Annotated in this window: 12 protein-coding genes and 1 tRNA gene; 8 read left to right on the top strand and 5 right to left on the bottom strand. The window is 68.3% G+C overall.

All coding sequences use genetic code 11. The features are described from left to right. Positions 1-9: 9 nt before the first annotated feature. Entirely contained in the window at positions 10-1,089 is a 1,080-nt protein-coding gene (locus tag FQ137_RS12580; protein ID WP_149292974.1) for a TrkA family potassium uptake protein, read from the top strand. Positions 1,090-1,171: 82 nt separating this feature from the next. Next, complete coding sequence (gene nudC / locus FQ137_RS12585; RefSeq protein WP_149292975.1) at positions 1,172-2,098, top strand: NAD(+) diphosphatase; 927 nt, start codon at positions 1,172-1,174, stop codon at positions 2,096-2,098. 35 nt (positions 2,099-2,133) lie between these two features. Here nudC and FQ137_RS12590 read toward each other — a convergent pair whose 3' ends face one another. Next, complete coding sequence (locus FQ137_RS12590; RefSeq protein ID WP_149292976.1) at positions 2,134-2,412, bottom strand: mycoredoxin; 279 nt, start codon at positions 2,410-2,412, stop codon at positions 2,134-2,136. A 94-nt stretch (positions 2,413-2,506) separates the two neighbouring features. On the opposite strand from FQ137_RS12590, the gene FQ137_RS12595 reads away from it, so the two are divergent. Next, positions 2,507-4,642: an ATP-dependent DNA helicase UvrD2 gene (locus FQ137_RS12595; RefSeq protein WP_149293287.1), complete on the top strand. Its 2,136-nt coding sequence runs from the start codon at positions 2,507-2,509 to the stop codon at positions 4,640-4,642. Between the two features lie 37 nt (positions 4,643-4,679). On the opposite strand, the gene FQ137_RS12600 is transcribed toward FQ137_RS12595, so the two are convergent. Beyond that, entirely contained in the window at positions 4,680-5,996 is a 1,317-nt protein-coding gene (locus tag FQ137_RS12600) for an AarF/ABC1/UbiB kinase family protein (protein ID WP_149292977.1), read from the bottom strand. Between the two features lie 8 nt (positions 5,997-6,004). After that, positions 6,005-7,033, bottom strand: a complete 1,029-nt coding sequence (locus FQ137_RS12605) for a hypothetical protein (RefSeq protein WP_255584259.1) — start codon at positions 7,031-7,033, stop codon at positions 6,005-6,007. A gap of 123 nt (positions 7,034-7,156) precedes the next feature. On the opposite strand from FQ137_RS12605, the gene FQ137_RS12610 reads away from it, so the two are divergent. Then, positions 7,157-7,852 carry a M48 family metallopeptidase gene (locus FQ137_RS12610; protein ID WP_255584260.1) on the top strand — a complete coding sequence of 232 codons (696 nt, stop codon included), beginning with the start codon at positions 7,157-7,159 and terminating at the stop codon, positions 7,850-7,852. A gap of 28 nt (positions 7,853-7,880) precedes the next feature. Here FQ137_RS12610 and FQ137_RS12615 read toward each other — a convergent pair whose 3' ends face one another. Beyond that, on the bottom strand, positions 7,881-9,257 hold the full coding sequence (locus FQ137_RS12615) for a zinc-dependent metalloprotease (RefSeq protein ID WP_149292978.1): 1,377 nt from the start codon (positions 9,255-9,257) through the stop codon (positions 7,881-7,883). A gap of 79 nt (positions 9,258-9,336) precedes the next feature. Here FQ137_RS12615 and FQ137_RS12620 point away from each other — a divergent pair, with 79 nt between their 5' ends. From FQ137_RS12620 to FQ137_RS12635, 4 genes are all read left to right on the top strand, one after another. After that, positions 9,337-10,398: a PDZ domain-containing protein gene (locus FQ137_RS12620; RefSeq protein ID WP_149292979.1), complete on the top strand. Its 1,062-nt coding sequence runs from the start codon at positions 9,337-9,339 to the stop codon at positions 10,396-10,398. A 66-nt stretch (positions 10,399-10,464) separates the two neighbouring features. Continuing rightward, positions 10,465-13,527: a UPF0182 family protein gene (locus FQ137_RS12625; RefSeq protein ID WP_188065019.1), complete on the top strand. Its 3,063-nt coding sequence runs from the start codon at positions 10,465-10,467 to the stop codon at positions 13,525-13,527. A 113-nt stretch (positions 13,528-13,640) separates the two neighbouring features. Further along, positions 13,641-13,717: transfer RNA gene (locus FQ137_RS12630), tRNA-Met, on the top strand. A 231-nt stretch (positions 13,718-13,948) separates the two neighbouring features. Continuing rightward, positions 13,949-15,127 (top strand): FAD-dependent oxidoreductase, encoded by a 1,179-nt coding sequence (locus FQ137_RS12635; protein ID WP_149292980.1) that lies wholly within the window; start codon positions 13,949-13,951, stop codon positions 15,125-15,127. Positions 15,128-15,152: 25 nt separating this feature from the next. Here FQ137_RS12635 and FQ137_RS12640 read toward each other — a convergent pair whose 3' ends face one another. Next, positions 15,153-16,280, bottom strand: coding sequence for an acyl-CoA dehydrogenase family protein (locus FQ137_RS12640; RefSeq protein WP_188065021.1), 1,128 nt, complete (start codon positions 16,278-16,280; stop codon positions 15,153-15,155). Positions 16,281-16,334: the final 54 nt, after the last annotated feature.

Genomic DNA, 16,334 nt, shown 5'->3' on the forward strand with positions numbered 1-16,334 from the left:
CGGAGTCCAATGATCAAGAAGCACGCACTGTCGTCGCGGTTCCGTAGTAACGACACGCTGGATGAGAGCCCTGACCACGCGCTCGTCGGCGTGGTGAGTATCCCTGAGTACATCGGCGGCCCCTGGCGTCTGATCGGGAAGCGAGTCGCCATGGCCGTCGCGGCGTTGTGCCTGGGCGTGCTGGTGGTCTGGTTCGACCGGGGCGGCTATACCGGCGGCGGCGGCGCACACGGCGAGATGACGCTCGTTGACTGCTTCTACTACGCCACGGTCTCGCTCTCCACGACCGGCTACGGTGACGTCACACCGATCACTCAGCAGGCGCGACTGATCAACACACTTGTCATCACCCCGCTGCGCGTGGTGTTCCTCATCCTCCTCGTCGGCACGACACTGTCCGTGCTGACCGAGCAGTCCCGTCAGGCCTTTAAGATCCAGCGATGGAGAAGTCTCGTGCGTAATCACACCGTCGTCGTCGGCTACGGCACCAAGGGCAGGTCCGCCGTCGCGGCGATGCTCGCCGACGACACCGCCCCCGACGACATCGTCGTCGTCGACACCGACCCCCAGGCGCTCAAGGCCGCGGCCGCCCACGGGCTGGTCACCGTCCACGGCTCCGCCACCAGGTCCGACGTACTCAAACTGGCGGGAGTCACCAGGGCCGCCGCTGTAGTGGTCGCCACCAACACCGATGACACGGCCGTCCTGGTCACTCTCACCGCGCGCGAGTTGGCGCCGAACGCCAAGATCGTGGCGACGGTCCGGGAAAGTGACAACAGGCATCTGCTCAAGCAGTCCGGTGCCGACTCCGTGGTGGTCTCTGCCGAGACCGCGGGCAGACTGCTCGGCCTGGCCACCATCACCCCGACCGTTGTGGGGATGATGGAGGACCTGCTCACCCCCGACGAGGGCTTCTCGATTGCAGAGCGTCGAGTCGAGGAATCCGAGGTGGGGGGCTCCCCGCGACATCTGACCGAACTCGTCCTGGGTGTCGTGCGCAAGGGCCAGCTCATCAAGGTCAACGAGCCCAAGGCGGATGCGCTCGAGAGCGGCGACCGGCTGCTCTACATCCGGATGGTCTCCAGCTGAGCCGCGGGGCAGACGGGTTCGTCGGGGAGGCCGGACTACGCTGATCGGCGCCCCTCGCGACCCGGTGAAAGGACCCCTCACGATGCCGCTGGACTTCACCCTTGACTCCGACCCCGTTCTGTCCGTTGCGGCCCCCGACAGGGCGGCGCCCCTGCGGCAGGATGCCGAGAGTCTGGCCCGGGGCTGGGCGTCAGCCCGGGTTATTCGGGTGGACCGGCGCAACCGGTTCGCGATCGAGCCGGCCCCCGAAGATAAACAGCGGGTCCACCTTGAACCCGCTCTTGATCTCGCAGATTCGCTTCCCGATGATGCGGTGTTCCTCGGCCAAACCGAGGAACACCGACACATCTGGGCCGTCCCGGTGGACGAGCTCCCGGACGACCCGGCGGTGACCTCACTCCGGGAGTGCGGGGCCGAGCTGGTCGACGGCGACGGGTCGCTGGCCACGCAGGCCGTGGCCCTGCTGGGATGGCATCGCGACAACGTCCGTGGACGCGACCGTGCCCACCACCCGCGCAGCGTCGACGCCGGATGGGCGATCGAAGACCCGTTTCACGGAGGTCTCGAGTACCCGCGCACAGACCCAGCGATGATCTGCCTTGTCCACGATGGTGGGCGTCGAGTACTCCTCGCCCACCAACCGATTTGGCCTGCGGGCATGTACTCGCACGTCGCTGGATTCGTCGAGGCGGGCGAGTCGCTGGAGGGCTGCGTCCGCCGCGAGGTCGCGGAGGAGGTCGGTGTGGTCGTCGACCGCGTGCGCTACTTGGGGAGCCAGCCCTGGCCGTTCCCCCGGTCCCTCATGGTCGGCTTCCACGCCATCGGCGACCCGGATGCGCCCATCGTGCTCGAAGACGAGGAGATCAGCGAAGCCGCATGGTTCGACGTCGACGAGGTGCGTGACGCACTGGCCGGCCGGGGTGACCTCGTGGTCGCATCTCCGGTGTCCATCGCACACGTGATGCTGCGCTCGTGGGTCTCGGCGGTCGACCGGGACGGTAGGGGCTGAAACACAGAGTCTCAGCGACCTACCGGGCGTGATCCTCAGACAGCGGCGAGTTCAGCGAGTTTCGCGCGCACCTGCGAGGCCGGGGGATTGGTGGCCGTGGTCCCGTCCGAGTACAGCGCAGTCGGGACGACCCGGTTGCCCTCGTTGACGCTCTCGACGAACGCGGCTGCCTCAGCATCCGCTTCCACGTCGATCTCGATGTAGTCGATCTCCTTCTCATCCAGCAGCTTCTTGAGCCGGGTGCAGAAAGGGCACCACGTGGTGGTGTACAGGGTCAGGGCGCCGGCATCGTTGTTCGTCGTCACATCGCTCATGACGGGGTGTAACGCGCACGAGCGTGGGAATCATCCCGGGGGAGGCCCGCAGCGGGATGTCCGAGCAAGATGCCACGATGGAGGCGTGAGTGACATGTGGCGCGGCCAGGCGTCAGGCCGGGGAGTCGGTGCGGAGTCCGCCCTCGAAGGCCTCGACCCGCAACAGCGTCGCGCCGTGCTGGCACCGCGCGGCCCCGTGTGCATCCTCGCCGGCGCCGGGACGGGAAAGACCCGCACGATCACCCGGCGCATCGCTCACCTGGTCACCACAGGGCATGTGCGCGGCGACCAGGTGTTGGCGGTGACATTCACCTCCCGCGCCGCCGGGGAACTGCGCATGCGGCTGGCGGGACTGGGCGTCGCGGACGCAGGCACCGGGCCTGTGCAGGCCCGCACCTTCCACTCGGCCGCCCTTCGCAACCTGTCGTACTTCTGGCCGCGGGTATACGGGGAGGAGCCGTGGCAGTTGCTGGACGGGCAGTTCCGCGCGGTCGCTCAAGCCGTACGCCGTGTCGGGCTGGACCCCGCCACCGAGACAATCCGTGACGTCCTGACCGAGATCGGATGGGCCAAGGCGAGCCTGCTGACCCCGGATACCTACGCGGAGCAGGCCGTTTCCCTGGGCCGTGACCTGCCGGTCCCGGCCCCCGAGGTCGCTCGAGCGTTCCGGGCCTACGAGGACCTCAAGGTGTCCGGGCCGGTTCGGATGCTCGATTTCGACGACCTGTTGAGCCACATGGCAGAGCTCGTGGAGGACGTCCCGGCGATCGCCGAAGAGTTCCGGGACCGCTACCGCTGTTTCGTCGTCGATGAGTTCCAGGACGTCACCCCGGCCCAACAACGGTTGTTGACCGCGTGGCTGGGCAATAGGGACGACCTCACGGTGGTCGGGGACGTCAACCAGACCATTTACTCGTTCGCCGGCGCCGAGCCGGATTTCCTGCTCGGGTTCGCGGACCGCTACCCGGGCGCGACTGTCGTACGTCTGGAGTCCGACTACCGCTCGACCCCGCAGGTCGTGGAACTGGCCAACGCGGTGATCGGGGCGGGAAGCGGGCGCTTCCGCACCGCGGGACTGACTCTGCGCGGCATGCGTCCACCTGGGCCGGAGCCGGTTCTCGCGGAGTACCCCGACGAAGATGCCGAGGCCGAGGCCGTGGCGGGGGCTGTGGCCGATCTCGTCCACGGCGGCATGGATCCCTCGGAGATCGCGGTGTTGTACCGCGTCAACGCCCAATCCGAACGGGTCGAGGCGGCACTGGACGAGGCGGGCATCGGGTACCGACTCAAGGGTGGCGAGGGCTTTTTCGAGAGGTCCGTGGTGCGCCGGGCGATGTCGGCGATCGACCGGCTGATCGACGGCACTGATGAGGCGCGGTCTCAGTCGTATGCGCAACTGTCTGAGCCCACGGAGATCGTCGCCGTCATCCGGCAGACGCTCGAGCCCCTGGGCCTCACTTCCGCCGAGCCCTCCGGTGCCCAGGCGCGTGAGACCTGGAACTCGCTGAACGCGCTGGTGGGACTCGCGGAGGAGATCGCGACCGGCGAGGCACGACAGGGTCTGCTGCCGGTGGTCGCGGGACTACGGGAACGTGCGGCGGCACGCCACGCCCCGGACGAGCGGGGCGTGACGCTCGCGTCGTTCCACGCCGCCAAGGGACTTGAATGGGATGCGGTCTTCCTCATCGGTGTCCACGAGGGAAGTCTGCCGATCAGCCACGCGATCAACGCCGGGCCGGACGCCATCGAGGAGGAGCGACGCCTGCTCTATGTGGGTGTGACCCGCGCCCGGGAGTACCTGACGGTGTCGTGGAGCCGCAGTCGCCGCGCAGGCGGCCGGGCAACTCGTCGGCCCAGTCGGTTCCTCGACCCCGTCCGCCCGGCCCAGTCACCGGCCGGGCCTCGCCGATCCACCGACACGTCGGACAAGGGCAGGTGCCGCGGGTGCGGGGAGAAACTCACCGGGCCCATGCACCGTGCTCTCGGGCTGTGCCCGGAGTGCTCGGCGGAGGTTGACACCGGGCTGTTCGAACGACTGCGAGACTGGCGAAAAGAGACGTCGGAGCGCATCGGCAAGCCCGCTTACACGGTGTTCACCAACGACACGCTCGCCCAAATCGCCCGTGAGCGGCCCACCGACACCCGCGCCCTGGGAAGGATCGGCGGGATCGGGGCGCACAAGCTGAGCGAGTACGGCGACGACGTGCTGAAACTGATCCGCGCCACCTGAACCCGCCCGCCACGGGTGCGCTCCGCACAGTGCGGGGTCAGTCTTCGTCGGGGAAGATCTCCGGCATCCAGCGTTGGACGATCTCCCGGTACGGTGCGGACGCCTGGAGCTGGCACAACATGCCCACCGAGGCCGACAGTACCCGGTGGATCAGAACGTATTCTCGGGGCAAGGTGAACGAGCGAGCGGTGCGGAACTCCCGCCCAGACACGTCGCCGTACACGGACATGATGCGCTGCATCCAGGCGCGACTGAAGTGGAAGACGGGCTCACGCATCGGCTCGATGAACGGATTGAGGAACGCCATCGCATCGGCGGGATCCAGGCCTCCCCGGCCGACGTAGCCGGCCTGGGTCATCAGCGTGACCAGTTCCTCGGCCTCGCCGGCAAGCGCGAGCCGCATCATGGAGGTCAGCACCGCTGGCATGCCCTCCGGCAACTGGACAGCCGCACCGAAGTCCAACACCACCAGCCGGCCGTCGTCGGCCAGCAGGAAGTTGCCGGGGTGTGGATCACCGTGCATCATCCGGGCACGGACCGGAGAGCTGAACTGGAATTCGGTGAGGAGCTCGCCGGCCCGGTTGCGTTCCTCGGGGGTGCCATCGCTGGCGATCCGGCTCAGCGGCCTCCCGTCCGCCCACTCTGTGACCAGTACCTTCGGTGCTGATGCCAGAACGGAGGGAACCCGGAAGAGCCGGTCGTCGCGATATGCCGCCGAGAAGACCCGCTGGGTGTCGGCTTCCGTGCGGTAATCGAGCTCGCTCACGGTGCTGTCGTAAAGCTCGTCGATGATCCCCCTGATGTCGGTTCCCGGGTTCAGTGGCCGCAGTAGGGGAGCCAGTCTTCGGAGCTGGCGAAGATCTGAACGGAGGGCCTCGTCGGCGCCGGGGTACTGGACCTTGACGGCGACCTCACGACCATCGGACCAGATGGCGCGGTGTACCTGCCCTATGGAGGCGGCCGCGGCGGCCTCACCGTCGAACTCGGCGAACCGCTCTCGCCAGCGCAGACCGAGTTGCGTGTCGAGAACCCTTTCCACCTCGGCCGCGGGTAGGGGTGGAGCCTCGGCTTGGAGCTTGGTCAGGGCCTCCCGGAATGGCTCGGCATACTTGTCCGGCATCCCGGCCTCGTACACACTCAGCGCTTGGCCGACCTTCATAGCGCCGCCCTTGAGTTCCCCGAGGACGGCGAAGACCTGCTCGGCGGCCTGGTCTGCCAGTTCCTCGCTCAGGTCCCCATCCCCCCGCCCCAGGGCACGACGGCCGAGCGACCCGGCGGCGCGGCCGGCGATGCCCAGGGGTAGTCCGGCGAGGCGTGCAGCGCGGCGGGACGAGGTACGGGGTAGGTCGGACACGCCTTCAATCATGACAGAGGACGAGGATGCCGGGCGGCGCCACAGTCGCAGCCCTCGTCGGCCTGCCACTCGAGGCGACGCCATAGCCCCTCGGATGGATTGATCTCCACGGTCGCGCCGAGGGTCTGGAGCACGGCCCCGGGTTCGCGTGTGGCGGCGATCTCCGCCAGCACCAGCGCGGCCGCAGCGGTGAGAGCGGGGACGGCGGCGTTCGGGGAGAGCCCGATGAGCTGGGCAGCGACGAACGGCCACCGCGGGTCCCGACGTGCGCGGAACAAGTCCGTGCAGCGCAGGCACGCACTGCTGCCCGGCACCACGGTCGGACCCACCACCACCCGGGCGTCGCGGCAGTACACGTGCATGTGGGCTTGTCCGGACCGTGTGAGGGCCGTTGTCACCACAGGGTCCACGGAGACGGCTCCGGTGAGGATGACCAGGTCAGGACTCCGGCCCCGCTGGAACCACGGAGGTCGCTCGGCGTCGAGGGTCAATCCCGGGCTGGGGCCTGTCGTCACACGACAGCCGTTCACGGCCAGCGGGCCCCGCAATACCTCTGACATCTGGCCGGTGCCCAGGATGTGGACCCGTCGGACCGGCTCCGGGCGCGGGGTGGGGTCCGTGGTCGCAGAGCCCGGACCCGGTGGATCGAGGAGCAGGTGGCCGAGTTCGGCCAGGTGAGCGAGGATCCGGGCCACGGCAGCCATCTCCGATGCGTCGATCCCCGCGCAGGCCGCCACCTCGTCGAGGTGGGTGCTTCCGTCGAGTCCGGCGAGTAGGGCCGTGAGGCGGCGCGCCCCCACGGAGGCGGGGGCGTCGACGACCACGGCCCGGTCCGGGGCGAGCCCCACCTGCACGGTGTGGCGGTCACGGGCGACCACGACGGTGCCGGGACGCAGAGTCGCCCGGACCCGAGACTTCGGGGGTGCGGCAGGTGCGGCGATGACGGGGACGACGGTGCGCGTCGGGACGGGGACTGCCGTCGCGGCACCGTCGGCGACATATGTGGGGTCGCCTGTGGGGACGGTCACTGGGGTCACGGGACACATCGTGGCACGTGGCCACCGTTGTCGGCGCGTGCTCGGTGTCGTTGTCCACAGGCCACCCGAGTCACCACCGCCTGTGGATAACCATCCCGCTCCCGGTGGTCTACGGTGGTCCGCGTGTCGCCCGCCCCACGCCCCGCTGACAGGTCCGCTCACCGGCCGACGGTCGCTCGGGGACCGGCATCAGCGCTGCCCACCGACCCGGACGACCCGCGGATCGAGGTCCGCCGCTCCACGCGCCGCAAGAGGACGGTGTCGGCGCGGGTTGAGGGCGAGACCGTGGTGATGCTGATGCCGGCTGGGCTGCCCCGTGCGGAAGAGCGCCGTCTCATCACTGACATGCTCGCCCGCCTCGCCCGGTCCGGACGCCGGAAGCGCACCACCACCTCTGACGCTGATCTCATGCGCCGCGCCACTGAACTTTCGGACAGATGGTTGGACGGTCGCGCGCGGCCGGCATCGGTGCGGTGGGTCGCGGCGATGACCACCCGCTGGGCGTCCTGCTCGCCGGACTCTCGAGAGATCCGGATCAGCGAGACGTTGCGGGAGGTGCCGACCTACGTGCTGGACTACGTCGTGGTGCACGAGTTGGCACACCTGGTCGTCCCCGGCGGGCACCCGCCCGAGTTCTGGGAAGTGGTGCACCGGTATCCGCGCACGGAGCGGGCGATGGGGTTCCTGGAGGCCTACTCCCGCGTGCTCCGACCCGGGGCCGGAACAGAGACCTCCGGTCGTGGGGGAGGACCGGACGACAGCGGTGAGGGGGTCGGGGATCTGGTCGAGGGGGACGACGACGAGTTCGGCCGGGTCTAGGCCGATCGCCCGTCACCGCGGACGCCGATCAGGACTCGTCGCGCGGCTCCTCGGGGGCGGACCCGTCGGAACTGTCGGTCCCGCCGCCGCCGGATTCGCGGAGGAACCGCTCGATCTCGTCGACGCCGCTGGAGTCCCCGGTCGACTCGTCGAGGAGTCGGTCGATGACGGCCGCCGGGTTTTCGAGGTCATCACCGACCGGCAGCAGGTCGGGGTGGCTCCACAGGCCGTCGCGGCGCTCGATGCCGACGGCCTCGCCGACCCGGCGCCACAACTCGGAGGCCTCCCGGGCCTTACGCGGGCGCAGTTCGAGCCCGACGAGGGAGGCGAAGGCCTGCTCGGCGGCTCCACCGGTGGCCCGACGTCGCAGCCACATCTCACGCAGTTTGTCTGCGCTGGGCAGTCGGTCCCCGAGCGCGTCGGTCACCACGGCGTCGACCCAGCCCTCGACAAGGGCCAGCAGCGTCTCGAGGCGGCCGAGCGCCGCCTCGTTGACGTTGGTGATCTTGGGTCCGATCGCTCCGGCCCCTCCGGAAAGGAGTTCCTGGAGCTTAGTCGGGTCCTGCAGGATGGACGGGTCCAGTCCGGAGGCGAGGTCGTCGAGCCCGGAGGTGTCCACCCGGATGCCACGCGCGTATTCCTCGACGGTGGCGAGGAACCGGGCGCGCAGCCAGGGGGCGCCGGAGAAGAGGCGCAGGTGTGCGGCCTCGCGCGCGGCGAGGAAGACCACAACATCTTGACGGGGAAGTTCCAGTTCGTCGGAGAACGCGTCGATCGCGGACGGGCTGAGCGCGGCCACCCCGTCGTCGCCGAACGGGATCCCGACCTCGGAGGAGAAGAGCACGGCTGGCGCGAGCTTGCCCAGTCCCTGCCCGAGTTGCATGCCGAAGCCCATGCCGCCCATCTGGTCGAGGATGCCCAGGAGTGGCCCGGCGAGCTGTCGGGCCTCCTCGGGCATGGCCCCCTTGGTGGCCGAGTTCATCTGCTCCGCGATGGGCGTGCAGATTTTTTCCCAGGTCGGCAGTGAGTGCTCGACCCACTGCTGGGGGGTCCAGGCCTCGGTCCGGTGCACGCCTGAGGGAAACAGGGTGGTCTCGTCCAACCAGAGCTCCGCGAGGCGGACCGACTCCTGCGCGGCGGTGCGCGACGAGTCGGTGATCACGGGCGTGCGCCCGAGCGACTGGAGGGCGACTGTCCGTGCCAGCTGGTAGTTGACGGGACCCGAACTGCCGGGCCCGGACATGGCCGAGCCCATCGAGCCGAGCATCTGACCAAACTGGGAGAGCATCTGACCGAAATTGCCGAACTGGGAGGGGTCGAAGCCGCCGGGCCCGCCCGGGCCGCGATCCCGGTCGTCGTCGCGCCCGTCGTCGTCGGAAGCAGAGAAACCGAAGGGCTGGTTCATGCCACAACGGTACAGCGTGCAGGTGCCCGGGGTCCGGCCGCGACGCGGTGCCCGACGCGTGCGGTCTACCCTTGCCCCCGTGAGTCGTCGCCTGTTCACCGTTCTCGCCGCGCTGGTCCCGGCTGTGCTGTTGCTCGCCCTCGCGACGTCGGCCACCGTTCCGCTGGTGTCGATGGGGCCCGGACCCGTCTACGACACGCTCGGGTCGGCGGAGGTCGAGACCGAGGACGGCGACACGGAACGCGTCCCCGTGGTCGACGTGGTGGGCAGGAAGGCCGATGAGACCGCCGGGTCCCTATTCATGACGACGGTGGCGGTGCGTGATCGGCTGACGCTGTTGGACGCCATGCGGTTCTGGTTGGATCCGGCGCAGGTGGTGGTGCCGCGCGACCAGGTTTTCCCGCCGGACCGATCGCGGGACGAGGTACGCGAGTCCAACGCCGCGGAGATGATTGGGTCGGAGAACTCGGCCGAGGCAGCCGCGTACCGCTACTTGGGGATCGCCATGCAGCCTCGCGTCGAGAGGGTGGATCCGGACGGGGCTGCCGCCGGGCGCCTTCGCCCGGGCGATGTGTTGACCTCGGTCGGGGGTGAATCCGTCAGCGATGCCACTGCCGTGGTGGAGCGGGTGGGACAGCGCCGCCCGGGTGACGAGATCCGCATCGGGTTCACGCGGGACGGTCGTGAGGAGACGACGACGGCGACGTTGCAGCCCGCCGGGCCGGATGGTGATCCCGAACAGGGCCGACTGGGCATCCTGGTCGGGGACACCCCGGCGGACGGGACCGACGTCGAGATCACGGTGGACCCGGCGGTCGGCGGCCCCTCGGCCGGTCTGATGCTGTCCCTCTCGATCGTCGACAAGTTGTCGCCGGGTGATGCCACCGGGGGTGCGCGGGTCGCGGGATCGGGCACGATCCGACCCGACGGCACGGTCGGGGCGATCGGCGGCATCAGACACAAGATCCGGGCGGCCCACGAGGCCGGGGTCAGCGACTTCCTGGTCCCGGCCGTCAACTGTGCGGAGGCTGTGCAGAGCCCGCCGGAGGGCATCCGACTGATCGAGGTGGAGACCCTGGAAGGCGCGCTCGATGCGCTGGAGACGGCCAGTTCCGGGGGGCAGCCACCGACCTGCGGCTGAGGCGCGGCTTTTCCGTAAGGTGGGACCCACGAGCATGTCCGCCCCAGCAGTGCAGGAGCTTTCCAGGTGTCCGTCCGCCCACCCGGCAATTCCCCCGGTCGGCCTATCGCGATCTCTCGTCGCGGTCGGGCCGTCGCCGCCGTCGTCGTCGTCCTCATCCTCCTCATCCAGGTCCTCCCCAGGCTGAACACCGCCTACACGGACTGGTTGTGGTTCGGCAGTGTCGACGCCACCAGCGTGTTCCGGACCGAACTGCTGACGCGGCTCGGTCTTTTCGTCGTGGTCGCGCTCTTGGTCGGACTTGCGGTCAGTGCCGGGATAATCCTGGCCTACCGGTACCGCCCGGTGTTCCTCGCGCAGCCGGGGATTCCGGACGCACTGGCCCGTTACCGGGCGGCCATGGGGGCCTCGCCCGGTAAGGCCGTGCTCTGGATCCCGGTTGTCCTTGGCGTCCTGGCCGGAGCGATCGGGCAGACCGGTTGGAAGACAGTCCTGGCCTTCTTCAACTCGACTCCGTTCGGAGAGACCGATCCCCAATTCGGGCTGGACATCTCCTTCTATGCGTTCGACTTGCCGATGTGGCGCGCGGTCGTCACCTGGCTGATGGTGGCCATCGTGCTGGCCTTCCTGGCCAACCTGTTCACCCACTACCTCGTGGGTGGGCTGCGGCCTGGTGCACGCGAGGGCGCGCTGACCCGCGCTGCCCGGATCCAGCTGGTGACACTGGCCGGATTGTTCGTGATGGCCAAGGCCGCGGCGTATTGGCTCGACCGCTACGAGCTCCTTTTCGGAGAGAACGCCACGTTCACCGGGGCTGGCTACACCGACGTCAACGCCCTCATGCCCGCCAAGATCTTTATGTTCTCGGTCGCGATCGTCTGCGCGATCGCCTTTTTCTCGGCGATCGTCATCAGGGACCTTCGTATCCCCGCGCTCGCGACCGTGCTGCTGCTGTTCTCCGCGCTCGTCGTGGGTTCGGCGTGGCCGCTCGCCGTCGAACAGTTCTCGGTCAAACCGAACCGTGCCGAGAAGGAACGGGAGTACATCGCCCGCAACATCGAGGCGACGCGCGCCGCGTACGACATTGGTGACGATCGGGTGACATACGCCGAGAATTGGGGTTCGGCCAACCCGAATCCCCGCGAGGCGGCCTCGGACATCACGACACTGTCCAATGTCCGCGTGCTCGACCCGAACGTCCTGGCTCCGACATTCACGCAGCAGCAGCAGTTGCGCAACTTCTATGGTTTCCCGGACACCCTGAGCATTGACCGGTACACGATCGATGGCGAGATGCGGGACTTCCTCGTGGCCGCTCGCGAGCTCAACCCGGCGTCGCTGCAGGCCAACCAGCGTGACTGGATCAACCGCCACACGGTGTACACGCACGGCAACGGCTTCGTTGCGGCACCGGCCAACCGGGTCAACGAGATCGCCGACGATGCCGGTTCGGACCGCGGCGGTCTGCCCAACTACCAGGTCTCGGACCTCGACGCGATCAACAACGGCGAGAAGATGATGATCCCCGTTTCCCAGCCGCGGATCTACTTCGGCCAACTCATCGCCCAGTCGGATCCGGACTACGCGATCGTCGGAGACAACGGCGACGGGCCGCGTGAGTACGACACCGATGCCGAGCAGTACACCTATACCGGCGAGGGCGGTGTGCCCATCAGCGGTTGGGTCAATCGGATCGCGTACACGCTCAAGTTCGCCGAACGAAACATTCTGCTGTCCAGCGTGATCGGTGACGACTCCAAGATCATCTACGACCGCGATCCGCGGGACAGGGTGCAGAAGGTGGCGCCGTGGCTGACCACGGACACCAACACGTACCCGGCTGTGATCGATGGTCGCATCAAATGGATCGTCGACGGGTACACGACCCTCAAGACTTATCCCTACGCCGAACTCAGCTCGCTGGAGGCCATGACCTCGGATTCGCTCAATGATGCGAGCGGTCGGGTGCTGCCGGACGAGAAGGTCTCGTACATTCGTAACTCGGTCAAGGCCACGGTCGACGCGTACGACGGCACCGTGGATCTGTACGCGTTCGACGAGTCGGACCCGGTCCTGCAGACCTGGATGAAGGCGTTGCCCGGCATCGTCCAGCCCCGCGACGCCATCTCCAAGGAGTTGGAGGAGCACTTTCGCTACCCCGAGGACCTGTTTAAGGTGCAGCGCGAGTTGCTGGCCAAGTACCAGGTCGACGACCCGGGCCAGTTCTTCACCAATGACGCGTTCTGGTCCGTGCCGTCCGACCCGACGGTGACCCGCTCGATCCAGAATCCGCAGACCCCGCCCGCGAGCGGCCCCGTAGGTGGTCCCGCCGGTGGTCCCGCCGGCGGCCCGGCACGCGCTCAGACCGCAAGCCGGGAGGGACCGGCCCAGCCGCCGTACTACGTGGTGGCATCCGACCCGACGGAGCCGAAGTCCGACAAGTCGTCGTTCCAGCTCATCTCGGCCTTCAGAGGCTACGAGCGTGAATTCCTCGCCGCGCACATGTCGGCGAGCTCAGATCCCGAGACCTACGGGAAGATCACGGTGCGTGTCCAACGGCGCACCGAGCCATTGGCGCAGGGGCCGAACCAGGCCCAGGACATCATGATCGCCTCCCCGGCGATCGCCCAGGACCGGCGCCTGTGGGGAGAGACCGCCGAGATCACCGAGGGAAACCTACTGGCGCTCCCGCTGGCCGGTGACTCGGTGCTCTACGTCGAGCCGATCTACACACAGCGCAAGGACCAGGAATCGGCGTTCCCGCGTCTGCTGCGTGTGATGGTGAGCTACGACCGCGCCGTCGGCTACGCGCCCACCCTCTATGAGGCACTCCGGCAGGTGGGTATCGACACGGATCCCGACGCCGTCCGGATCGACGAGACGGGTAAGGCAGAGGCGAAGGCCGAGGGGAACACCTCCCGGCCCGCCGAGAACTCCACCCCCAAGCCGGCGCCGCCGGCCACGGGGGGAGGGGCAAGTGACGCCGATCGGGCGGCCGCCGTCCGCGAGTTGAACTCGGCATTGAACGCGGTCCGCTCGGCGCAGAGCGGGGGAAACCTCTCCGATCTGGGTCGGGCGCTCGACAACCTGCAGACCGCTGTCGACGCCTACCAGCGTCTGGGGAACTGACGTGACCTGCAGCTTTGCCCGCTGAAGCGTGAGTTGCGTCACCTTTCGGCCGTTTCGCGTTAACCGATTTGCGTTGCTCGATGTGTGGCACGTAATGTCATAGACGCAAACGACGCGGGGTGGAGCAGCTCGGTAGCTCGCTGGGCTCATAACCCAGAGGTCGCAGGTTCAAATCCTGTCCCCGCTACCACGCACCAGGCCCGGTTCCCGAAAGGGAGCCGGGCCTGAGTTCATTGAGGAGAAGCCGCGGAAGGTCAGCGGTGTGTTCTGGAACTCGATTGACGGAGCGGACCGGGTATCGGCGCGACGATCAGGGGATCAGGGAATTGGCTTGCGCGCCCGCAGGCTCACAGCTCGTGACCCGGAGCCCGCGCACCCACGGGCACCGAGTCGCGAGCCCTCCCTCCCGCTCAGGAGCCGGATGACCGACCATGGGGGCGTGACACCTGCCCGTGAGACACCTGACCGCCGGGTCGACGTGGTGGTGATCGGCGCCGGACAGGCGGGGCTATCGGCCGGCTACCACCTCCGACGTCGGGGATTCGACCCGATCAACCGCGCAGGCGAGCGGGCGCGCTCTTTCGTCATACTCGACGCCGAGGACGGCCCAGGTGGGGCGTGGCGGCACCGCTGGGAATCGCTCACCATGAGCACTGTCAATGGGATCTTCGAGCTGCCGGGCCAGGCGGTCCCGAACGTCGACCGCACAGCCCCGAGCCGGGACGTCCTGCCGCCCTATTTCGCCGACTACGAGGACCGGTTCCAGCTCCATGTGCGACGGCCGGTCCGCGTGCGCTCGGTCCGCAGATCCGCGCCCGGGCGGGATGGTCCGGGGCCTGACCGACTCGTCGTCGTCACCGATCGGGACGGCGCACCCCATCGCCCTGACCTCGTCACCGACCTTGATGACCCGAGCCCCGAGACCTGGGCGGCTCGGTACGTCATCAACGCCACCGGCACCTGGACCCGGCCCTTCTGGCCGTACTACCCCGGCCACGAGACGTTCCGCGGGCGGCAGCTCCACGTCCACGACTACGTCGCCGCAGACGAGTTCGCCGGGCAGCGCGTGGTGATCGTGGGCGCGGGGATCTCCGCGACACAGTTGTTGGAGGAGATCTCACGCGTCACCGACACCTTGTGGGTGACCCGGCGGGAGGTCGAATGGGAGACGGACCCGGCTCCGGAGAACTTCTCCGCCGCGATCGACAAGGTCGCCGAGCGCACCGCGAGAGGCCTGCCCCCGCAGAGCGTCATCAGTGTCACCGGAAACTACCGGGCGCCGTGGATCGAGCGCGCAGACGAGCGCGGCGTCCTGGTCCGCCACCCCATGTTCACCCGCATCGAGCCGGACGGGGTGCGGATGCCCGACGGGCGACTCGAACCGGCAGACGTCATCCTCTGGGCGACCGGTTTCCGACCCGCGGTCGCCCACCTGGCACCGCTGGGGCTGCGCACGCCCGAGGGTGGCATCCGGGTGTCCGACGGGCGGGCGCTCGACGAGCCGAGGCTGTTTCTCATCGGCTACGGCCCGTCCCAGTCGACCGTGGGGGCCAACCGGGCGGGCCGCGACGCCGTACGCGCGATCGTCGCCGATCTCTAGCCGTACGCGCGATCGTCGCCGATCTCTAGAGGGTCCGCGAGATCAGTTCCTTCATGATCTCGTTGGTGCCTCCGTAGATCTTCTGCACGCGGGCTGAGGCGTACATCCGCGCGATCGGGTATTCCGTCATGAATCCGTAGCCGCCGAAGACCTGCAAGCAGCGGTCGATGATCTCGCATTGCTTGTCGGTGCAGTAATACTTGGCCATCGACGCGGTCGACGGATCCAGCCTGCCCTCGAGGTGCAGGCCGATGCAGTGATCGAGGAGGGTGCGCGACGCGAGTGCCTCCGTCTTGCATTCGGCCAGTTCAAAGCGCAGGTTCTGGAACTTGAGGATGGGCTTGCCGAACGCCTCGCGCTCCTTGGCGTAGTCCGTCGCCAGTTGCACGGCGGTCTCCGCTGCGGACACCGCGGTCACCGCGATGATGAGGCGCTCTTGCGGTAGCTGCTGCATGAGCTGGATGAACCCCTGATCCAGCCCATCCTCGCCGCCCAGGAGGTTCCCGGCGGGCACCCGCATGTCGTCGAAGAACAGCTCCATCGTGTCCTGGTACTTCAGGCCGATCTTGTCCAGCTTGCGGCCCCGGGTGAAGCCCGGCAGGTCGGTGGTCTCCGCCACAAGGAGCGACAGACCCTGAGCGCCCTCACCGCCCGTGCGGGTGACGATAACGAGCAAGTCGCAGTGCATGCCGTTCGAGATAAAGGTCTTGGACCCGTTGACCACGAAGTCGTCGCCGTCCCTCGTCGCCGAGGTGCGCAGCGCCTGCAGGTCCGACCCGGCACCCGGTTCGGTCATCGCGATGGCGCCGACCAGTTCGCCGGTGGCGAGCTTCGGGAGCCAGCGCTGCTTCTGCTCCTCGGTGCCGTACTGGAGAATGTAGTGCGCCACGATCGTGCTGTGGACCGAGTTGCCCCACCCGTCATCGAGTGCGCGGGCCTGCTCCTCGGCGATCACGGCCTCATGGGCGAACGTGCCGCCGCCCCCGCCGTACTCCTCTGGGATGGAGATGCACAGCAGCCCGGCATCGCCTGCCTTGTTCCAGAACTCACGGTCCACGGCGCCCTGCTCGGCCCACCGCTCCAGGTTCGGTGCGGTCTCCTTTTCGAGGAACGCACGAGTGTGGGTGCGCAGCGCGTCCAGATCTTCGGTCATCCAAGGGGATCGGAAAGGGGCGGTTTCTAACACGGGGTCTCCAGCGATGAGGTG

The sequence above is a fragment of the Dietzia sp. ANT_WB102 genome, from assembly GCF_008369165.1.
GTDB lineage: Bacteria > Actinomycetota > Actinomycetes > Mycobacteriales > Mycobacteriaceae > Dietzia.